Origin of the sequence: Proteus vulgaris (genome assembly GCF_033708015.1) — a bacterium.
Taxonomy (GTDB): Bacteria; Pseudomonadota; Gammaproteobacteria; order Enterobacterales; family Enterobacteriaceae; genus Proteus.
In genome coordinates this window covers 1,971,557-1,993,240 of sequence record NZ_CP137920.1, presented here as the reverse complement: position 1 = coordinate 1,993,240, position 21,684 = coordinate 1,971,557, and the positions used below count along the sequence as shown (strand labels likewise).

At 34.8% G+C, this 21,684-nt stretch carries 23 protein-coding genes; 14 read left to right on the top strand and 9 right to left on the bottom strand.

Annotated features, from left to right (window positions below):
• Positions 1-158: 158 nt before the first annotated feature.
• Positions 159-1,334 carry an MFS transporter gene (locus tag SB028_RS09535; RefSeq protein ID WP_069367169.1) on the bottom strand — a complete coding sequence of 392 codons (1,176 nt, stop codon included), beginning with the start codon at positions 1,332-1,334 and terminating at the stop codon, positions 159-161.
• Positions 1,335-1,470: 136 nt separating this feature from the next.
• On the bottom strand, positions 1,471-1,902 hold the full coding sequence (locus SB028_RS09530) for a helix-turn-helix domain-containing protein (protein WP_069367170.1): 432 nt from the start codon (positions 1,900-1,902) through the stop codon (positions 1,471-1,473).
• A 200-nt stretch (positions 1,903-2,102) separates the two neighbouring features.
• On the opposite strand from SB028_RS09530, the gene ddlA reads away from it, so the two are divergent.
• Together ddlA and SB028_RS09520 are read left to right on the top strand one after the other, a co-directional pair.
• Positions 2,103-3,203, top strand: coding sequence for a D-alanine--D-alanine ligase (gene ddlA / locus SB028_RS09525; RefSeq protein WP_069367171.1), 1,101 nt, complete (start codon positions 2,103-2,105; stop codon positions 3,201-3,203).
• A 25-nt stretch (positions 3,204-3,228) separates the two neighbouring features.
• Positions 3,229-3,615, top strand: coding sequence for a VOC family protein (locus SB028_RS09520; RefSeq protein ID WP_069367172.1), 387 nt, complete (start codon positions 3,229-3,231; stop codon positions 3,613-3,615).
• A gap of 52 nt (positions 3,616-3,667) precedes the next feature.
• On the opposite strand, the gene SB028_RS09515 is transcribed toward SB028_RS09520, so the two are convergent.
• A complete protein-coding gene (locus tag SB028_RS09515) occupies positions 3,668-4,543 on the bottom strand; it encodes a DMT family transporter (protein ID WP_069367173.1) in 876 nt (291 codons plus the stop codon).
• Positions 4,544-4,672: 129 nt separating this feature from the next.
• On the opposite strand from SB028_RS09515, the gene SB028_RS09510 reads away from it, so the two are divergent.
• Positions 4,673-6,055: a PLP-dependent aminotransferase family protein gene (locus tag SB028_RS09510; protein ID WP_260664555.1), complete on the top strand. Its 1,383-nt coding sequence runs from the start codon at positions 4,673-4,675 to the stop codon at positions 6,053-6,055.
• A gap of 63 nt (positions 6,056-6,118) precedes the next feature.
• Here the strand turns inward: SB028_RS09510 and SB028_RS09505 are convergent, their stop codons facing one another.
• On the bottom strand, positions 6,119-7,207 hold the full coding sequence (locus SB028_RS09505) for an alpha/beta hydrolase family protein (RefSeq protein WP_069367174.1): 1,089 nt from the start codon (positions 7,205-7,207) through the stop codon (positions 6,119-6,121).
• A 536-nt stretch (positions 7,208-7,743) separates the two neighbouring features.
• On the opposite strand from SB028_RS09505, the gene SB028_RS09500 reads away from it, so the two are divergent.
• From SB028_RS09500 to SB028_RS09485, 4 genes are all read left to right on the top strand, one after another.
• The gene (locus SB028_RS09500) at positions 7,744-8,121 is read left to right on the top strand and encodes a lysozyme inhibitor LprI family protein (RefSeq protein WP_248620667.1); all 378 of its coding nucleotides are present in this window, start codon (positions 7,744-7,746) and stop codon (positions 8,119-8,121) included.
• A gap of 201 nt (positions 8,122-8,322) precedes the next feature.
• Positions 8,323-8,856: a carbapenem self-resistance protein CarG family protein gene (locus SB028_RS09495; protein WP_069367176.1), complete on the top strand. Its 534-nt coding sequence runs from the start codon at positions 8,323-8,325 to the stop codon at positions 8,854-8,856.
• Between the two features lie 219 nt (positions 8,857-9,075).
• The gene (locus SB028_RS09490; RefSeq protein WP_069367177.1) at positions 9,076-9,876 is read left to right on the top strand and encodes a MetQ/NlpA family lipoprotein; all 801 of its coding nucleotides are present in this window, start codon (positions 9,076-9,078) and stop codon (positions 9,874-9,876) included.
• A gap of 279 nt (positions 9,877-10,155) precedes the next feature.
• Positions 10,156-11,439 (top strand): cystathionine gamma-synthase family protein, encoded by a 1,284-nt coding sequence (locus tag SB028_RS09485; RefSeq protein WP_069367178.1) that lies wholly within the window; start codon positions 10,156-10,158, stop codon positions 11,437-11,439.
• Between the two features lie 65 nt (positions 11,440-11,504).
• Here SB028_RS09485 and SB028_RS09480 read toward each other — a convergent pair whose 3' ends face one another.
• Positions 11,505-12,062, bottom strand: coding sequence for a GNAT family N-acetyltransferase (locus tag SB028_RS09480; RefSeq protein ID WP_069367179.1), 558 nt, complete (start codon positions 12,060-12,062; stop codon positions 11,505-11,507).
• 224 nt (positions 12,063-12,286) lie between these two features.
• Between SB028_RS09480 and SB028_RS09475 the strand changes: the two genes are divergently transcribed.
• On the top strand, positions 12,287-13,132 hold the full coding sequence (locus tag SB028_RS09475; protein ID WP_069367180.1) for a helix-turn-helix domain-containing protein: 846 nt from the start codon (positions 12,287-12,289) through the stop codon (positions 13,130-13,132).
• Positions 13,133-13,264: 132 nt separating this feature from the next.
• A complete protein-coding gene (locus SB028_RS09470) occupies positions 13,265-13,801 on the top strand; it encodes a metallophosphoesterase (protein ID WP_069367181.1) in 537 nt (178 codons plus the stop codon).
• A 164-nt stretch (positions 13,802-13,965) separates the two neighbouring features.
• On the opposite strand, the gene ydeE is transcribed toward SB028_RS09470, so the two are convergent.
• Positions 13,966-15,153, bottom strand: a complete 1,188-nt coding sequence (ydeE, locus tag SB028_RS09465; protein ID WP_069367182.1) for an efflux MFS transporter YdeE — start codon at positions 15,151-15,153, stop codon at positions 13,966-13,968.
• Positions 15,154-15,456: 303 nt separating this feature from the next.
• Here ydeE and accA point away from each other — a divergent pair, with 303 nt between their 5' ends.
• Positions 15,457-16,419, top strand: coding sequence for an acetyl-CoA carboxylase carboxyl transferase subunit alpha (gene accA / locus SB028_RS09460; protein ID WP_069367183.1), 963 nt, complete (start codon positions 15,457-15,459; stop codon positions 16,417-16,419).
• A 78-nt stretch (positions 16,420-16,497) separates the two neighbouring features.
• Entirely contained in the window at positions 16,498-17,385 is an 888-nt protein-coding gene (locus tag SB028_RS09455; RefSeq protein ID WP_069367199.1) for a LysR family transcriptional regulator, read from the top strand.
• A gap of 3 nt (positions 17,386-17,388) precedes the next feature.
• On the opposite strand, the gene SB028_RS09450 is transcribed toward SB028_RS09455, so the two are convergent.
• Positions 17,389-18,891 (bottom strand): MFS transporter, encoded by a 1,503-nt coding sequence (locus SB028_RS09450; protein WP_069367184.1) that lies wholly within the window; start codon positions 18,889-18,891, stop codon positions 17,389-17,391.
• 153 nt (positions 18,892-19,044) lie between these two features.
• On the opposite strand from SB028_RS09450, the gene SB028_RS09445 reads away from it, so the two are divergent.
• Positions 19,045-19,641: a TetR/AcrR family transcriptional regulator gene (locus SB028_RS09445; RefSeq protein WP_069367185.1), complete on the top strand. Its 597-nt coding sequence runs from the start codon at positions 19,045-19,047 to the stop codon at positions 19,639-19,641.
• A gap of 76 nt (positions 19,642-19,717) precedes the next feature.
• On the opposite strand, the gene SB028_RS09440 is transcribed toward SB028_RS09445, so the two are convergent.
• The gene (locus SB028_RS09440) at positions 19,718-20,308 is read right to left on the bottom strand and encodes a TetR/AcrR family transcriptional regulator (RefSeq protein WP_069367186.1); all 591 of its coding nucleotides are present in this window, start codon (positions 20,306-20,308) and stop codon (positions 19,718-19,720) included.
• A 140-nt stretch (positions 20,309-20,448) separates the two neighbouring features.
• Here SB028_RS09440 and SB028_RS09435 point away from each other — a divergent pair, with 140 nt between their 5' ends.
• Complete coding sequence (locus tag SB028_RS09435) at positions 20,449-20,937, top strand: MFS transporter (RefSeq protein WP_318860126.1); 489 nt, start codon at positions 20,449-20,451, stop codon at positions 20,935-20,937.
• A 16-nt stretch (positions 20,938-20,953) separates the two neighbouring features.
• Here SB028_RS09435 and SB028_RS09430 read toward each other — a convergent pair whose 3' ends face one another.
• Entirely contained in the window at positions 20,954-21,118 is a 165-nt protein-coding gene (locus SB028_RS09430; RefSeq protein ID WP_318860125.1) for a hypothetical protein, read from the bottom strand.
• A gap of 10 nt (positions 21,119-21,128) precedes the next feature.
• On the opposite strand from SB028_RS09430, the gene SB028_RS09425 reads away from it, so the two are divergent.
• Positions 21,129-21,656, top strand: coding sequence for an MFS transporter (locus SB028_RS09425; protein WP_318860124.1), 528 nt, complete (start codon positions 21,129-21,131; stop codon positions 21,654-21,656).
• Positions 21,657-21,684 lie beyond the last annotated feature (28 nt).

The window sequence follows — 21,684 nt, the reverse complement described above, 5'->3', positions numbered from 1 at the left end:
CGATATTATGATTCTATCAAAATAGATTTCTGATATGCAATCCAACAAGAAAAACAAAAGGTATCATTTTGTGTGAAAGCCCACTTAAAATAGCGGGCTTAAGATAATAATGAACAAATAAAGAACGATTTCTATTTGCCGTACATTTATGGATTACTCTATTGTGTCGCAACAGATAAAAACTTTCGTAGTTTAATTGCAATTAATAAGATAATGATACTGATGGCAATACTGATGAGATTAGTATTACGCCAACCTATAAGGTAAAAAGCGATACCGCCTGTAATGCTACCTATTGCACCAAAGAAGAAAATCAAAAAATCATTCGTTCCTTGTACTTTTGCTCGCTCATGAGGTAAATAAGTATTGGATAATAAATGTGTCGAACTAATCAAATTTAGATTCCATGAAATGCCGATAAGAACAAAACTGATGAAATAGTGATAGACACTTATTCCCGTTAAATTAATGGTGAGAGCGATGATGAGCAATATGATTGCAATGAAAAAGAACGTCTTTACTCCAAATCGGTGGATGAGTTGACCTGTAATAAAAGAGGGGGCAAACATCCCTAAAATATGACACTGAAATACAAAAGCAATAGTGGCAAATTCAAACCCATTTTGCTTCATTGATAACGGGATTGCCGCCATGATATAAACTAAAATACCATAACCGCACGCACTGACTATTGTGACCAAAAATAACAATGGTTGGCGATAAAGTTGACAGTAACTTCTGGTTTTTTCCCTATGTATTGTTGTGTCTTTAACCACTTTTTTTAATGGAATTTTCCACAATAGAATAAATGCCGAAATATAAATAACCGCGAGGGAAAGAAAAGGGCCTATAAAAGGATAATCAGTAAAAAACTGACGAGAGGCAATGGCTAAGGTTGGTCCAATAATGGCCGCAATAATGCCACCACTCATGACCAATCCAATTGCTTTTGCATGCAGATTAGCTGGCGTTTCTTCAATGGCAGCAAATCGATATTGTTGTGCTGTACCAATAGCTACACCCGTAAATAATGTTCCTACCGAAAATAAAATTAAGTTCTGATAATATATTCCGGCAATAGCAAATAAAGCCCCCACTAAACCCGCAATATTACCAATTATAAAGCCAGCCTTCCGTGAATATTTCATCATAAAGTAGGCCATAGGAATAGTGGCTGAAATAATGCCAATATATTGGCTTAATAACGGAACTGTTGAATAAATAGGATCTTTAGCAAGTTGTTCACCAACGATAACGGCGACAGAAAGAACCAATGCGTTGCCTGTAATAAAAAGCGCTAAAGAAAATGCCAACCACCAAACTGATTTAGGCATAAAAAGTCTCCATTGATACAAATAAAGAAAGAATTTGCATCATACAACTTGAAGTTGACTTCAAGTCAATGGGCGTTTTTTTATTAGGCTTATTTTTAATTTATTGTTTTAACTGTTAAAAATAGATTTTAGGTAGTTACTTAAGCTGTCTTTTCTTATTTTTTTCTAAACTTAATGCGAGATCATCTTGAAAATGCTTGCACTGAAAGTGATTTTTTTCAGGGCAAAATAAAATATGCTCTAATCCATCTCGTAATTGAATTAATTCACTAATTTTAGTATCAATCTCTTCAATTTTTGAATGCACCATATTTCTATTAATTTCAGGTACTTTTTGATTAACACTTAATTGCGCTATTTCATCTAAAGAAAAATGGGCTTGTTGTGCTAAAGAGATTAACGCTAAACGCATCAAAACATCTCGATGATAAACTCGTTTAAGTCCTTTCCGACCGATCGAATGAATAAGCCCTTTTTTCTCATAATAACGGATCGCTGAAGAAGCGAGTCCTGTCGCTTTTACCACTTCCGTAATATCCATCTCAATCGGTTGTTTTATCTCAGTCATTGCATGACTCTTTTTTATCGCAAAGTTGCTATTATAGAAACTCTATAACATAAAATAGTGATGTTTTAACACGCTAAATCATAGAATTTCATCATTTTATCGTAATTTTTCCCAGATAAGAACTATCTACCTACATTGGGGGTTTTTATCATGATATATTGCTACCTATTCGCTATAGCTGTCCTATAAAAGGTTAGAAAATGAGTAAATTAAGAGTCGCTATTATTTTTGGTGGTAAATCCACAGAACATCAAGTTTCATTACAATCAGCAAAAAATATTATTAATGAATTAGATCGAACGAAATTCGACCTTTGCTTAATCGGCATTAATGAACAGGGTCAGTGGCATGAATATTCAGAAACTGATTATTTACTAAATAGCGATAATCCTAAAACTATTTCATTAAGCAAACCTTTAAGAGCGGTTGCTATTATTCCTGGTAGTGTAAAAAACCAATTTATTTCACTTGAAGATGGTCAGGCGTTACCTCAAATCGATGTTGTATTCCCGATAGTACATGGTGCATACGGTGAGGATGGAACACTCCAAGGCTTATTACATATGATTGATATGCCTTATGTAGGACCAAATATCCTGAGTTCAGCAGCTTGCATGGACAAAGATATTACTAAACGCCTACTTGATGGTGCAGGATTAGCGGTTGCACCATTTATTACTATCATGGCGCATCAAATTAATGATATTCCTTACAACGAAATGGTTCGTCAATTAGGACTTCCTTTATTTATTAAGCCTGCGAACCTAGGCTCTTCAGTAGGAATTAGTAAAGTTAATAATGAAGAAGAATTCAACGCCGCATTAGAAATGGCGTTTGAATACGACCTTAAAGTGATTGTTGAAAGTGCTATTGTAGGTCGTGAAATAGAGTGTGCAGTTTTAGGTAATGAAGATCCTAACGTTAGCCCTTGTGGTGAAATCGTATTAAACGATGCTTTCTATGCTTATAACACAAAATATATTGATGACGATGGTGCTAAAGTTGTTGTTCCAGCTATAATGGATGAAAATACGAGTTTACATATTCGCCAAGTTGCATTAAAAGCATACCGTGTTCTGAATTGCTTAGGTATGGCGCGTGTAGATGTGTTTTTAACGCAAGATAATCGCGTTGTGATCAATGAAATAAACACACTACCAGGTTTTACCAATATCAGTATGTATCCAAAATTATGGCAAAGTGCAGGTTTAGGCTATCAATCATTAATTACCAAACTTATTGAGTTAGCGCTAGATCACCATAGAAAAACGGCCGTTTTAAAAACAAAGTGTGAACTTTAATTGATACATAAAAAGTGAGGGCTTGATGAAAATTACACACCTTGATCATTTAGTATTAACTGTTGCTGATATTCAGGTAACGTGTGATTTTTATCACCGCGTATTAGGCTTTAACGTCATTACGTTTAAAGAAGGGCGCAAAGCACTCACTTTTGGTTCTCAAAAAATAAATCTTCATCAAGTAGGAAAAGAATTCCTTCCCAAAGCAGCAAAACCAACTGCAGGTTCAGCTGATTTGTGTTTTTTAACACAAACGCCGTTATCAGAGGTCATTGAGCATTTAAATCAGCAAGGTATAAAGATAGAAGAAGGGCCTGTTTCTAGAACGGGTGCAACTGGCGCTATTATGTCGGTTTATTTACGTGATCCGGATAATAACTTGCTTGAAATTGCCAATTTAATTGAAGAGTAAAACACGCTAATAGCCTATTTAGCGTGTTTTTAGTTTTAAAGGAAACTTTTAATTAGGCATATTTTCTTGAGCCAGCAACACAAAAAATAACGCCAATAGTGACGAATAACATCAATAAATTCACAGATTCATGAAGTAATACAGCCGCTAAACCTAATCCAAAGAATGGTTGTAATAATTGGAGTTGTCCTACGGTTGCGATCCCGCCTTGCGATAATCCTTTATACCAAAATATAAAGCCAATCAACATACTAAAAAGCGAGACATAACCTAAGCCTAACCATGCTGAAAGGCTAATTGTCGCGAGCTCTTCAGGCATAAGAATAAAGCTAAGAATAATCATGGGAGGTAAAGATACAATTAATGCCCAACATATAACCTGCCACCCACCCAATGCTTTCGTTAAAGTCGCACCTTCGGCATAACCTAAACCACAAACAATCACTGACGCTATCATTAATAAATCTGCGCTGATTGATGATCCTCCACCTTGAGAAAGGGCATAGCCCATCACTAATAAGCTACCAATAATAGAAAAAAACCAAAAAATAGGGCGAGGTTTTTCACCACCGCGTATTACCGCAAAAATTGCCGTAGATAATGGTAATAAAGCTAAAAAAACAAGAGAGTGTGCTGAAGTTATTTCTTGTAGTGCAATTGCCGTTAATAATGGAAAACCCACAACAACACCTAATGAAACAACGGTTAATGAAACCCACTGTTTAAATGTAGGTAATTTCTCTTTATATAACAGCAACATTATTAAAGATAATAACCCTGCAATTGTTGCTCTTGCAGCAGTTAAAAATAAGGGATCAAAACCTAATACAGCCGCTTTTGTTGCAGGCAAAGAGCCACTAAAAATCAACATCCCTATAAAACCATTTACCCAACCTCTAGTTTGCGTTTTTTGTTCTATTTTTTGCATATAATGCCCCATCATTATTATGATTTATTTTCATTAAAAACAGTTAATTACATTTTAGTAATAGCAATTGAAATAGAAAATTTTATTCAGAATAATGGTATCTATATATCACTTGCTGAGTGCTATCTTATGAGTCAAAATTATGACAATCAAATAATTGTCATGGATACAATTTCTATGGTTCAGCCCCGTTATAAATCTTTAGTTGATAAATTGGCGCATGAAATACGCACAGGTAAATTATTGCCAGGCACGCGTTTACCCACCCATCGACATTTAGCAGCAGAACATAAAATGTCTCTTGCAACAGCAAGCCGTGTCTACGCCGAATTAGAAAGTATGGGGTTAATCATTGGTGAAACGGGAAGAGGTACTTTTGTACGTGAGTTATCACTTCCAACAAACCATGGTATAGAAAACCCTACGGCAACAGATATGTTGGATCTTAATTTCAATTATCCCTCTTTACCCATTCAAGCTGAATTATTGCGCACTGAGCTAAAAAGATTATCGACATCGGGTGAAATTGAATCATTACTTCGCTATCAACCCCATAGCGGGAAACTACACGACAAAATAGTGATTTCTCAATATCTTAAAAATAAAGAAATCAAGGTTGAACCTGAAAATATTATTATTACTAGTGGGGCACAACAAGGTATTGCTATTACATTATTGAGTGCTTTGAAACCAGGAGATGTTGTCGCGGTAGATGCATTGAGTTATCCCGGATTTAAATTAGCGGCACTCGCTCATCATTTAGAAATATTACCTATTCCTATAACACCTTCAGGAACAGATCTAGATAAATTGGAAGAGTTATGTAAAAAAAGAGCCATACGCGCACTTTATTGTATTCCCACACTTCATAATCCAATGGGGTGGGTATTAACATTAAAACAGCGACAGCGATTAATTACATTGGCAAGAAAATATCATTTTATGATTATTGAAGATGCAACCTATGCCTTTTTAGTTAAAAAAGCACCACCTTCAATTGTTACCTTGGCGCCAGATATTACCTTTTATATTTCAGGATTTTCTAAAAATATCGCGTCTGGGTTAAGAGTTGGTTTTATTGTTGCTCCAACAAATACGATTTCATCGCTAGAGCGTTCAATGAGAGTCACAACATGGAATACACCCGCACTTATGACGTCCATTATCTGCCAATGGGTGAAAGAAGGGGTTGTTGATAAATTAGAACGTTTATTACGCAAAGATGCACAGCAGAGACAAAAAATAGTGAGTGAGATATTTGAAGGATTTTCCTATATTCATCATCCAACTTCCTATTTTTTGTGGATCCCTTTACCAGAAGAAGTTAGAGCCGATAAAATCGTTACTTCATTACATCAATTACAAATATCTGTTGCAACCGCTGAGCCTTATGCTACAACACCTCATATTCCCCATGCAATTCGTATTGCATTAGCTTCAATTGACATTGATTTATTGCGTGATGCGCTAATACAAATTAGAAAGATTATTGAATATCAGATTGATTTATAGTGTATTTTTTATTTTACACTTCAACACATAAAGAGCCTCTGTCATTTAGGTGTTATCTGCATTTTATCTTAATTCTGAATTGGTATTTTCACATTGAAAATCACTATATTCAGAGGGTACTGATTTATTATCCGTTATCCATAAGGTGAGTATATTTAGAGTATCGGAGGTGTAACTCTTTTGACCGAGATAAATAAAGAGTATCTTTTTCCACCATGGCCACTGGTTTTCTAACTGATAGTTAAATAGTGATGCTTTTAACAACCCGTGAGTAGTGTTAGGGAATAGGGCAACCGTATTATCTGCGTCATTTCCTAATAATGTTTTATACAAACATGCATTTTCAGGTGCATCAACATTAAGGTCTCGTTCACCAAACATAGCCAGTACTCGCCCATTCATATTCGGTAAATATTTAGAGGAATCACTTAAATAGTTTTGAATAACAAAATAGAAGCGATCGTCAGACATATCTCCTTGCGCTGACGTATCATGACTACCATTAATGCCAAACACGCGATCATTTTGTTGCAGTTGTTCAGTGACTCTTCTATTAATTTCATTACTATCAATATTATTAGCTTTTAAGCGCACTCGATAATAATATGCACCTTGATCTCTCCAATTGACAGCGCCTCCAATAATGACAGAAAAATCAGGTTTAGATTGCGCCGCTGCAATAGGGATAACCCATCCAGCCTGTGAAAAGCCCAAATAACCTATTTTAATATCTGTATGAGTAAATTTCTTTTGGATAATCTGTAATGCTATTTGCGCTTCATCTGCTCTATCTTGCATAGATTGAAATAACCAATTTCCTTGGCTTTCTCCCACACCTGCTTTATCCCAGGTATAAACACCAATACCTGCTGCAAGTAAACGATTAATCAGTGGTAAATATCCATCATTAGAAAAACGATCTTGGGCTCCATCCCCATGAATCAAAATAACGACTGCTTTTATGTCGTTATTGCTAGGCAAAATCAATGTTCCTGATAATTTGTCTGCCCTAGAAACAAAACTTATTGGTATGATCGTTGATTTTTTCGCATCTAATTCAAAATCAGAAACTCTGCTATTACTTATGATAAACACAAAAATAAGTGCCATTAAGGCGACATAAAACCAAATTGATTTGAAACATCTCTTCATAGATCGAAATATCCTCGATAACGAATAGAATTGCGAATTTTTCAGCAAGCTGCTCATAGCATTATTTATATAATATGCATTAATTAGACTAAATAGTCTAATTAATTACGCGGGTATAATTAAAAATAGCTTAAATAGAAACAGGTAAAACAAGTCACTCATTAAGTTGAATTTATTAGATATCTTAATGAAAGCTATTGAATATAAAAAGTATGACACTAGAATACTGTTTTTATTTTACTTAATCTTTTTTAAATAGCATAAATTGTTAAAATAAAAGAGATGTTGAGTTGTTGTTTTTTTAATGACTTATTAAATAAGTGTTTTCTACAAATAAAGCATCAGTATAATTATTAAACATTAATATTTTATCGTCTGATTTTGATAGCCTTAAATAGCGTCGTTTTTCGTTATCTTCATGTCATTGCTATGTAATAAAACTTGTTAAAATGATAAAGAATTTATTTTTATCTTTTAAATTAAACAAATGGAATAAATATCTTTAATGATGTTTTAATCATAAAATGGAGGATATGATGAAAAAACTTATCTTATTAAGTGCAATATCTGGCGGTATACTATTTTGGTCTATACATTTACAAGCAGATAATTTTGATTGTAGAAATGCAGCAACACAAGCTGAAATAAATCAATGTGTACATCAGGATTTTCAACAGAAAGACGAAGAACTTAACCGCATTTATCAACAATATTACACCAAATTGGACGCTATTCGAAAAGAACAATTAAAACAAGCCCAGCAAGTTTGGATTAATTTTAGAGATCTCTCTTGTCAATATGAAGCTGATTATTATCAAGGTGGCGGTTTAGCACCAATGGTATATAGCAGTTGTTTAAAAGATAAAACAAAAGAAAGAATTAACGATCTTAAAAATTATATTGCTCTATATTAAAGAGAAATATTACATACTAAAAAATATAAGTCTTAAAAAAGATTATTTTTATAATGAATAAATATAGTGATTTTCATGAAGATACCTTATAAATGATAAAATGTAACTTTTGTATTATTTTGAAACATAAAATCTCTTGACTAATCACTGCTACAAAGTAGTCTGATATGTAAGTAATAAGCAAAAAAAGAAATCAATACAATGAATAAGATAGTAAATCTTGGGCTAGGATTACTTTTTTTATCACTACCATTTGCTTCAACATCAGCAGATATAAAACTAGAATATGGAGTAAATCTTATCGATTTTAATGGCGATGGGGTTCCTGATGTTGTGATTAAATCTAGACGCTCATTAAATGATTCACCGCCTGTTGATATGGTGACCGTTTATATTAAGGGAAACGACCAAAAGGTGTATATTGTCCCATCTATATATGCCAATGCCTTAAGTCTTTACAACAATAAGATTAAAGCTACTGATATCATAATTTCAGATTTTAAATTTATTGAAAAAAAAGATCGGATTGTGTTGTTAAGTGCTGAAAAAATAGGGAATAATTTACAAAAACCTACCCCTGTTCGTTTTTCTAATTATGAAATTTCAGAAAAGAAAAAAGGAGAGGAAATTCAGTTCAAATGGCAATTTAAAACTTATTGTGTCACTGAATTATCTTATCTTAGCATTGAAGACGCATATTCTGATGCTTGTATAAATACAATTATTAATGAATAAATCTACAAGTTATAAATAAAACTCATCAAATTATGATGTATTTTTGTTTTTTCTTACAAAACAATGAATTGCAATAATTCAAGGAATATTCCTTTCTTTATATGCATTGAGTACTTGTATCATTTCTTGTTCCTTGTTATTAATCTACTGTTAGGATATTTCTTAATCAAAATGATATTAATGGTGCTGTTTTTATCGAGGTCTGTTTAAGAGGAAGATATGAAGGAGATTATTACAGGTTTACTTCTAGCCTCAATATCACTATTTACTGTATCTTGTTCTCAAGAAGATACACATAAAGTAAAAGTGGCAATTAATACAGGACCTGATCAAGTCATTTGGGATGAAGTGATTCGTTTGGCTAAATTAACAGAGGGACTAGAGGTTGAAGTTATTGCTTTTAATGATTATGAACGTCCTAATCAGGCTCTAAACGATAAGGATGTTGATGCGAATGCGTTTCAATCCATTCCTTATCTTCAAACACAGATGAAAGATTATAATTATAAATTTCATATTGCGAGTAAAACCTATATTTTTCCGTTAGCTGCCTACTCTAAAAAAATTAGCGATATAAACGAATTAGAATTAGGATCGCTTGTTGCGATTTCAAATGAAGCGAGTATGAAAGGACGAGCACTTTTGTTACTCGCCGAAAATCATCTTATCACTCTCAATGAAAATGTTGGTTTTACTCCAACAGTCGATGACATTATCTACAACCCCAAAGAAATTACTTTTATTGAAGTTGATACACCAAAGCTTACTGATGTATTAAATGATCCATCGGTGACAATGGCTATTATTAACAATAATTTTTCGTCTCAGGTTGGGTTAATTGCAACTCGCGATGGGTTAATTCTAGAAAATAAAAACTCACCTTATGCTAATGTTCTCGTCACCCGAGAAGATAACAAAGATGACGAAAATATTAAAAAACTGGTTTCAGTGCTTCACTCAAGGCAAATCGAGTTAAAATTTAAAGAAATGTACAAAGGTGATGCAGTAAGAGCTTGGTAACATCCCTTGACTTAAAGATAAAAAGAGGCACTCATTTTTTTATCTTTAAGTTGCCCCCATTTTTTATCTTCTTGTTCACTAGGATAATCAACTGTTATTTAGTCAAATCCCATTGGTTAAATACCACTTAACGAATATCACCTTTTATTTAACGTTATTTTTATGTTTAAACTCGTTATTTTTATATAACTACTGGTTTTTATTCTATATAAAACATTCTAACAACATGAATTTTTTTCAGTATGATAAAGATCCTTCATTAAACATAAGAAATAAAAAATGACTGACTCTCAACTGAAAAAACAATATATCGGTGAACATAAACTATCACCAGAAACACTAATGATGAGTTATGGCTATGATCCATTACTCTCTGAAGGCTCAGTTAAACCACCTGTATTTTTAACATCCACCTTTATTTTTAAAAGTGCCGAAGAGGGGAAAGCTTTTTTTGATACCGTCAGTGGTAGAAAACCTTTACCTGAAGGTGAAAAAGCAGGTTTAGTTTATTCTCGTTTTAATCAACCTAATAGTGAAATTGTTGAAGATAGATTGGCTGTTTATGAAAATACACAATCTTGTGTATTATTTTCATCAGGAATGTCCGCCATCACGACAACATTAATGGCATTAACACAACCAGGTGATGTTATTTTACACTCACAGCCACTTTATGGCGGAACAGAAACATTAATTGCCAAAACACTTGCTAAATTTGGTATTCAAGCAACCCCATTTACTGACGGGTTAAACTTTTCATTGATTCAAGAACACGCAGATAAAGCCCGACAAAAAGGGCGAGTATCTGTTATTTTTGCAGAAACACCTGCGAACCCAACTAATTCATTAGTGGATATTGAAGCATTAAAAAACGTAGCTGACCAATTAGAAAAAACGCAAGGCTATCGTCCTATTATTGTTTGTGATAACACATTACTTGGCCCTGTCTATCAGCATCCAATAGAGCAAGGTGCTGATATCTCCGTTTATTCTTTAACTAAATATGTCGGAGGACACTCAGATTTAGTTGCTGGTGCCGCAATGGGCTCCCGTGAACTAATTAATCAAATCAGATTATTAAGAGGAGCAATAGGGACACAACTGGATCCTCATTCTTGCTGGATGCTAGGCCGTTCTTTAGAAACATTACAAATTAGAATGGAAAAAGCCAATCAGAATGCATTATTAGTTGCAGAGTTTTTACGTGACCATGAAAAAGTAAAAGCAATTCATTATTTACCTTTTGCGGATAAAAATTCTGTTGAAGCCCACGTATTTGCTAAACAATGTACAGGGGCTGGCTCCACTTTCTCATTTGATATTGTGGGTGGAGAAAGTGAAGCTTTTCGTTTTCTTAATGCAATGAAAATTTTTAAACTTGCAGTAAGTCTGGGGGGGACAGAATCTTTAGCCTGCCATCCTGGTTCAACAACACATTCAGGTGTACCAATGACATTACGGCATCGTATTGGTATTCAAGATACTACTATTCGTTTATCTATTGGGATAGAAAATCCACAAGATTTAATTGCTGATTTATCTCAAGCATTAGCAAGTGCTTAATTAAATTGCTGTGTTAATATTTTAAAACACCAGATAATGTGCGCCTCACAATCTGGTGTTTTGTTTTAATAGGTCTGTTTTTGAATATCAATCCACTCATCTTTTGTTAAGCGACAAATATTTTCAACTTTTACTTCATCTAAATATTCCACGTATTGTTCTTCAATAACATGATGGAATCTAAATCCACATTTTTCTTGTGCTTTTTGTGACTTTATATTATCGGCGAAATAGCCACACCATAACTTATCTAAGCCAAGTGTTTGAAAGCTATGCCGACTGATTTCATTTATCGCTTCTGGTATTAATCCTTTGCCCCAAAATGGAACACCAATCCAGTAAGAAACTTCAGCGTCATTATCGCCAATCGAGAAATTACTCTCATTTGCGAAAGATAATCCAATCAACCCAATAGCGAGATCATCATCAATTAACGTAACGGCATAAACTTCATCACGCATAAATAAAGTGCGAATAATTTCGGCACTTTCTTCAACACTTTTATGTACTGGCCAACCTGCAACTGGACCAACGCGTTCATCTTTTGCATATTGATATAAACTTGATGCATCAGAAAGTTTCCATGGACGTAATATCAGTCTTTCTGTTTTTAATATTTTCATTTCAATGACTTCTCTTAATTTTATTAAATATTCTGCAATTTGTCTTATACCTTTAAGGTCTGTGCATTCTAAAGAAAACAACTAAAAAACCGAATGTCATAAAAGAGGTAAAATCGGTACTTTTGAAAACTAATGAAGAGGAAATGCTTGTTATTAAGTTCAAGATCGTGAAATATAAAAACAGTAAATGGACTAGGTAATAATTAGAAGAGATTAATTGATTTATGTTGAATCAAGTTCTGACACAACTTAATGCATCATCGCAACATGCCATAATCGGTGAAAGCAATATGGCGAATGAAACAGATTATCCTTTACCACTATCTTATATTGTTGTCATGATTTGCTTAGAAGGGAGGGCGATAATCAATATTGGTTTTCAAAAACAAGCGATTAAAGCAAATGATATTCTTATTTTAGGCGATGATATGATGGCTTTTTTGAGCAAAAAATCAGCAAACTTTCGCTTACTTTATTGTTTTCTTGATAAATCTTTTGCCTCAGAAATTGCTTATTCTCTTTCTAACTCTCTATTCACGTTTCTCCATGAAAACCCTATTTGCCGCCCACAAAAAGAGCAATATGAAGCCTTAAATAGATGGACTGAGCAGCTAATACATATAGATAACTGCTATTCTGAACACAGAAAATTAATGTTAAAAAACCATTTACAAAATTTCTTTTTTGCGATTACTGAATCAATACCCGTTCATTTTTCTATTGCTAAAAAAGAATTTAGTCGTAAAGAAAAACTTTGCTGGCAGTTTTGGGAGTTAATTGGAAAGTATTGTTTAAAACATAGAGAGGTGGTTTTCTATGCAAATAAACTTAACATAACACCGTTTTATTTATCGCAAATAACAAAACAATTCTTTAATGATACTCCTAAGACTTTGATTAATCGTCAGGTTACGCTTGAAATAAAAGCATTATTAATGCACACTTCACTTTCGGTAAATGAATTATCAATGAAGCTTCATTTTGATGATCCCTCATATTTATGCCGATATTTTAAAAGAGAAACAGGTAATTCTTTATCAGGTTACCGTAAACAACATCAACGACAATAAGACAGATGATATTGTTTTATTGCTTTATTTTTTAGCGAAAGGAGGAAATTATTTTGAAAAAATATCACTATGCCGACCGAGGGAAATTATTTTCTTAAGGTTAATAATTTTATTATTTATTAAGAACTTACTATGATTTACTTTACTTCTGATACACATTTTTGCCATTCAAATATCCTCAATCTTTGTGATCGTCCATTCAACAGTGTTAGTCATATGAATGACTCTTTAATTCATAATTGGAACGCTTACGTTTCTGATAATGACGAAATCTACATTTTAGGTGATTTTCTTTATCGAGGAACAGGACGAGATGCCAATCAAATCTTACGCCGATTAAAAGGTAAAAAGTACCTTATCCGTGGAAATCATGATAAGTTCTTAGATGATCCTGAATTTGATACCTCTGCATTTGAATGGGTAAAAGATTATTTTGAGTTAGATTATAAAAAAAGAAAATTTGTGATGTTTCATTATCCGATATTGGAGTGGGCGGGTTTTTTCCGTGATTCAATTCATCTCTATGGTCATGTGCATAATTCACAAAAAGATCCATCTCAACGTAAAAGGTTAGATGTTTTAGGAAAAAATGCTATTAACGTGGGTGTGGATGTTAACCATTTTTTCCCTATTAGCATTGAAACAATCATAAAAAGAACATCTAAATAGTTTTACTGCGTTATATGTTTATTTAGTCAAAGTAGTAGCATTTCTTCACCTTATAGGGGGCCGTTTTCCAAGCTGACCCCCATAATACGAAAAGCTAACTCATCACTCACTTTACAACAGCCCCCCTGATGACACCTTAATGCTAAGAGACTGCCCGAACAAAGCTAAAGTGCAATCGTTCTTTTTTTACTGGCGTTCATTCCTTGGATCATACAAAACCAAGCTAATGCACAAACGGCCATTAAAATAGCGAACAAAGAAACAGGGGGATACGACGTTAAAATAAAACCACTGGCTAATGGGTTTAATGCTGCCCCAAGCCAACCTAGTGATTGTGCAGAAAAATAACTTGCTTTCATTCCTAACGGTGCAATGTTATCAATCATCATATACTCACCCGGCGCATAAATAAGCTCACCAAAAGTAAAGATGGCAATAGCCAGAGCCCAAAATATTAAATTATCACCTGCAAATATAAAACCAAGTAAGCCTAACATAAAAAACAGCGTACCTAGCGTCATTAATTTACGTAGTCTTTCAGCTGTAACATGCTTACCTACAATATATTGTAAAGAGACCACAATCGCCGCATTTACGGGTAATACAACAGCAATAACGGACTCGGCTAATTTAGCATCGTAAACCACTAAGATATATTGTGAAATACATGATGCAAAAGAACCAAATGTTAATGTACCGAAAAAAGTTGAGAGTACAAACCAGCTTAATGCTCTGTCTTTTAGCATTATTTTCGGATCCCATTTCACACCGTTTTCTTCACTAGCACTTATTGCTTTAGAGCGTTGAACAAATAACTGGATCATAAACAGTGGAACACTGGCAGAAATAGCGGCAAGCCAAAACGGTAATTGCGTTCCATACATTAATAATAGCGTGCCAATCGGTGGGCCAACCGTCCACCCCATATTGATAAAGGTATAGTTTAGAGAGAATATTTTAGGTTTTGCTGAAATAGATAACGTTTCAGAGAAGTAGGCTTTTAATACCGTTGAAAAAACCAGATACGAACAGTTAATCACGGAGAAAAAGATAACCACTAAAATCGTGCTATGGACTAAGGGTATAGCCACAAATCCAAAAATAAACGTCATAATCGATAGCAACATATAACGTTTTTTCTCAAATTTATCAGCTAGCATCCCAAAGCCCAGGCTGAAAAAAATACCCGTTGTCAATGCGATAGACATGGCAATACCAATATCATCAACAGGCAGTTGATACTCCCGTGATAAATAAATCGCCATAAACGGTAATGTTGCACCTCTTCCTATTGTCAGAAGAAGTGATGAAAGTAACAGTGCGGTTGTTGAGCGTGTTTTTTTTGAGAACATATTATCTTTATTTTAGTTATTTGTATTTGATGGAATATTTTATGGCTTACGTCAGTTTTACGGGTGAGAAAAGAACTGACGTGCACTGTATATTAATACATGACTTAAGAAGTGCTGTATAGATTAAAACCAGAGGAAAAGCTCTTTTTGATCTTGTCTTTTTTCTAGTGGAACGTATCGCAATTTTTAATTATCCCATTTTTGATAATAGTGTTTATCAAGTTCCTCTCTATCACCATAGCGTTATTTTTCCTAAACTGCCCCTAATACTGTTTAATTTACTGCATTTAATCTGAGGTCGTTATGTCTTTTATTCATCTTGAATTTGAAAAACCTATTGTTGAATTAGACGAAAAGATAGATGCTCTGCTTACCTTTAAACAATCTCAGGATGAAGCCACTGGAATTAATTTAGATGAAGAAATCGCGCGTTTAAGGCAAAAAAGCCTTTCACTGACAAAATCTATTTTTACTGACCTAGGTGCTTGGGAAATTGTTCAACTCGCACGTCACCCCATGCGCCCATATACTCTTGACTATATTAAAGCGGTCTTTACTGATTTTCAGGAATTGGCGGGTGATAGAGCTTATGCCGATGACAAAGCGATTGTTGCTGGGTTAGCGCGTTTAGACAAAATGCCTGTCATGGTGATTGGACAGCAAAAAGGGCGTGATACAAAAGAGAAAATCCATCGTAATTTTGGTATGCCATCACCAGAAGGTTATCGTAAAGCTTTACGCTTAATGAAAATGGCGGAGCGCTTTCATCTCCCAGTTATTATTTTTATTGATTCTGCTGGGGCTTACCCTGGTGTTGGTGCTGAAGAAAGAGGACAAGCAGAAGCTATTGCACGTAATATTCTTGAAATGTCACGTTTAAAAACCCCCATTATTTGTACTATTACGGGTGAAGGATTTTCTGGTGGCGCTTTAGCCATTGGGGTTGGTGATAAAGTTAATATGTTGCAATACAGTACTTATGCAGCAATTTCACCAGAAGGATGTGCTTCTATTTTATGGAAAAGTTCTGATAAAGCCCCAATTGCGGCAGAAACGATGGGGATGACCGCACCTAAATTACAATCATTAGGGATTATCGATGCCATTATCCCAGAACCATTAGGTGGAGCTCACCGTGATCATCAACAAGCTGCAGAATTTCTTAAACAACAGTTATTAATTGATTTAGCCCTATTAAAAAGCTATTCAACCGAAGAGCTTTTAGATAAACGCTACCAAAAGCTCATGTCTCACGGTTACTGCTGATTATTAACAAGTGAAAAGGAAATGAATGATATACTGCCTATATTGAGTAACAAAAATACAGTAGGCAGTAAATCATTTATGCAAATCGATCTTAATTTATTACGTATTTTTTCTGCCGTAGCAGAGCAAGGACAATTTGCGGCTGCTGCTCGGCAATTATCGATGCCTACCTCGAATATTAGTCGTGCAATTAAACAGCTTGAACAGCAACTCAATTGTAAGCTTATTGATAGAACAACTCGAAAGATGCGCCTTACAGAACAAGGTAAAATACTCTATCAGCAAGGAACGAAAACCTTAACTGAATTAGATTCAGTTGTAAGTAATATCACCAGTGATGGACCATTAACGGGCACTTTTCGTTTAACTATTCCGAGTGAATATGGTAGCGAATTACTTGGTGATATTTTAGCTGATTTTGCTGCACTTCATCCTAATTTACTTATTCAATGTGATACCCAATTAATGCCAAGAAATATCATCGATGATGATATTGATTTGCTATTAACTTTTCATCGCGGAAATTTAGCAGATAGTAGCTATCACTCACGCTTAATTAAATCGTGGCGCAGTATTGTTGTGGCATCTAATGATTTATTAGAAAAAACAGGGATACCCACACATATAGAACAATTAAGCAAAATGCCTTGTATTTCAAGCTTAAGCGCACTAGAAGGTCAACCTTGGATATTTATGGATGAAGATAAAAAACCAATCAGAGTGACCATTAATAGTAATTATCGAGTAAACAGCGCGATATTAGCAAAATCAGCCGTACTAAAAGGATTAGGATTTGCTATTTTAGCTGAACACTGTTGCATTGATATGATTAAAGAGGGGAAATTGCGCGCTATTGAGTTTCCTCAACAACCCGCAACGATTAATTTAGTGGCAATATATGCAACTCGTAGCACACTTTCACGTAATATAGAGTCTTTTCTTGAATTTCTAACTCAGCGTTTATAAATATTAATCCGTGATTTGTTGAGTAAGTGTCTTATGTTTGGCTTTAATCGGAAAGAGTACAATAAATAAGGTCACAAAACATGAGATCCCCGCGGTTGCAATCGCATAAGCAAATCCCGAATTAAAAGCCTCTGGTAATAGAGTAACAAATCCTTTGTCTAACCCCTTTGTCGTATTTTCAGTCACCAAACTCACAATATCGATATAACTTACAGATAGTCCCAATGCCTGACTTTGGATCATCATATAATGGATTGCTTGTTGCACCATCAATGTGCCTAATAGCGCAATACCCATTGTCATTCCGGTTTGCCTTAATGCATTCATGGTTGCAGACGCCATACCAGAACGAGAAGGTGGTACACTTTTCATCACTAAAGCACCTATTGCTGGTGTTGATAGTCCCATCCCTGCGCCTAATACAAAGAGATAACTTCCGGTGATCCCATAGTGACTATTGGTTGCTAATGTCGCTAATAAACAAGAAGAAATAGCGATAAATAAGAAACCACCAATCATCAGTTTCCTGACAGAAAAATAAGAAGAGAGCCGACCAAAAGACATAGAAAATAGTGCCATTGCAATAAATTCTGGCGCCATTCTCCAACCCGTTTCTAATGCACTCCAGCCTTGTGCTTTTTGCAAAAAGAAAGCAATAAAAAATACATTACTGTATGTAGCAAAACCCAAAGTAAAAGAAGAAAGATTATATTGAAAGAATGTGCGATCTTTAAATAAAGCCAGCGGTAATAAAGGGCGTTTAACGCGTTTTTCTATCATTAGGAAAAGGGCAAGAAATATTATTCCCGCAATCAGTGTTGATAGCGTTCTATAATGTGACCAACCTACAGAGCCAGCTTCAATTAAACCATAAGTCAGTGATCCTAATCCCAGCATACTGGTTAACTGGCCAAAGGGATCTAAAGCAGCATTTTCAGGATCAGCACTCTCACTTAATCCATACCAACCTAATAAAACAGTAATAATGCCAATAGGAATATTAATAAGAAATATGCTCGCCCAGCCACTCGCATGAACTAAAACACCACCTAAAATAGGGCCAATAATGAGTGATAATGCACTAACAGAAGACCATATTCCGATAATACGAACCCGTTCAATATCAATAGGAAAAGCATGAGTGATTAAAGACAATGCTCCCGGGATAAGTGCTGCGGCGGCAATACCTTGAATAATACGCCCTAAAATTAATATCTCATGTTGCTGTGCAATCGCACAAATTATTGAGCCTAAGGTAAAAATAACCACGCCCCATAACCATACTTTTTTTCGTCCAAAACGATCACTTAAAGGGCCTGACGATAATATACAGGCTGATAGGCAAAGTGCATAAGCATCAACAATCCATTGCAAAGTTGCCATATCAGCGTGTATGTCATTTTGAATAGTCGGTAATGCCACATTCACGATACTAATATCGAGAGTTGCCATAAAAGTACCTAAGCAAATGGCACAGATAAGTGACAGTCGTTTTAAATAAGTCATAAACTTTATTGCCTTGATGATGAATAATAATAGCATCATAATCATCGACTGACCGTCGGTCAATAGTTAATTGATAATGAGTTTCATTTGTCATTATTGTGAGTCGCTTTAATATAGCGTACTCTTTACACGCGACTTTGAGGGAGATTAGCAATGTCATTAGAAGAAGAAACAACCGATAAACCAAGAACAAAACCCGCAGAGGTTCGTTTAGAAGAGTTAATGAATGCAGCAGAAGCATTATTTCTTGATAAAGGTTTTGATGTCACAACTGTTAGTGATATCGTAAAAAAAGCGGGGGTAGCAAAGGGGACGTACTATCACTATTTTTCTGCTAAAACAGACGTTCTTGATGCGCTCAGAACACGTTATATGGATTGGTATTTAAATAAAATAGATAGCGCAATGAATGCCTGCTCACAGCAAGATCATCGTGAAAAATTAAAACAGTGGTGTGAAATTAGCGTTATTGCTTATGTTGAAAAACAAAAATTACACGATATGCTTTTTCATCAAGTGTTTCATCAAAGCAATAATATTCATGAGAATAGAGCACTACAACAAATTCAATCGTTGTTAATTTCGGGTACAGAAAATAAAACTTGGCACGTTACACAACCAGAATTAACCAGTACATTGATTTACCATGGAATGCATGCTGCTGTTGATAATTTAGCGCATAGCAAAGAATATACCGAAAAAACATTAGGTTATATGCTATATCAGCAATTTACTCAATTACTAAAATAAACAAAATACTATCGTGACACTGTCACGTTATTAGGTTTCTAAAAGAGAAAAGGGTAATAACGATTACCCTTTTTATTTATTCTGCTGAAATACGTAGACTGTTTAATAAAGTATCTAATGTTGATTTAGCCTGCTCTAGTTGAGTTTTACCATCAAGACTGTTTGCTATCCATAAAGCAGTTGCCTCTAAACTACCATAAATAAAGAGAGCCAACATTTTTGAGTCAGTCTTGATAAGTATTTTATTCTCAATAAGTTTATCAATCATATTGCTCATTGAGATCACACAATGAGTGGGGAGCTCCGTCAATTTATCACTGAATACAGCACGTGAATCTCGCATAATAATACGTTGAATTTCAGGCTCTAAAGCCATTTCTAAATAAGTATGACAACGCATTGAGAATGCCAACCAAGGATCGTCAATAGTATCGGAAATAGCCTGCAAACGCGCATCCATTTCAGTATCTATTTGTGCAACAACCGCAGATAATAATCCTTTTTTATCACCAAAATGATGATATAACGCTCCCCGCGTTAATCCTACTTGCGCCGTTAAGTCATCCATTGATGCTTCTGCATAACCTTGTTCACAAAAGACTTTTCTTGCTGTTTGTAGCAATAACAGTCGTGTTTCTTCCATTTCAGCACGAGTACGCCTAGCCATTTTGTCTCCTTTTTTAAATATACATACGCAGTGTTTGTATATTTACATTCAGTTCGTATGTATATATGATTTATACATACGCAGTGTATGTATTATCTTTAACCCTCGTCAAAATGGCAAGGATAAACATAAGGAAAACTATGATAAGCACGTATCGAACCCTGTTTAGCTATAAAGGCACACTCTCTTTCACCTTAACGGGAATGGTTGCACGATTACCACTGCCGATGATGGGGATTGGGATCATCATGATGATTTCACAACTTACAGGGAGCTATGCATTAGCGGGAACAATTTCTGCTAGTTTTGTCTTTACTTACGCGATGCTATCACCTCAAATATCACGTTTAGTTGATAATTTTGGGCAATATAGAATTTTACCTTTATTCACATCAATTAGTGTTATTGGAATAGGGGGAATGCTATTAGCAACATGGTTACAGTGGCATATTAGTTTATTATTTATTTTTGCCGTACTGGCTGGTTTTATGCCGTGTATTTCCGCTATGATCAGAGCGAGATGGACTGCAATTTATAAAGAAGATAGTCGTTTACAAACCGCTTACTCATTAGAAAGTGTATTCGATGAAGTTACATTTATTTTTGGCCCCCCATTTCTGTCACATTAAGTGTCGCTTTTTTCCCTCAAGCTGGGTTATTAATAGCCGCCTTTCTTCTTGTCATTGGTGTATTATTACTGGTCTTACAACGAGATACAGAGCCCGCAATAATATCAATATCATCTGAATCAACATCTAATAACACACAATCAGTGATCCGTTTTCCTCTTGTAAAAATATTAACTGCCATTATGATTTTTATGGGCGTAATTGTAGGTACCATTGATATTTTTAGTGTCGCTTTTGCCAATGCCCAAAAAATACCCGCAGGTGCAAGCCTTGTATTATCAGCCTATGCCGTTGGCTCTTGTTTTGCAGGCTTATTTTTTGGCACGTTAAAATTATCAACACCATTACACCGTTTATTATGCTTAGGTGGTATCGCAACTTTTCTCACTATTTTGCCTCTAGTTTTCGTAGGCTCTATTTATAGCTTAAGTTTTGTCGTATTCATTTCGGGGATCTTCTTTGCTCCTATGATAATCGTGACAATGTCACTGATTGAGAAAAATGTACCCGAAAATCAGCTAACTGAAGGAATGACATGGTTACTTGCGGGATTAAATGTAGGTGCAGCAATTGGCGCAACATTAACAGGACAACTTGTTGATTATTCAGGTGTTCAATCTGGTGTATGGGTTGCAATTGGAGCAAGTGCTTTAGTGATGTTAAGTGCATTTTTAGGTTTTCAACACATTCATCATAAACATAGTAAAAACGATGCCTAAGATATCAGCAAAAATTAATGACAATATC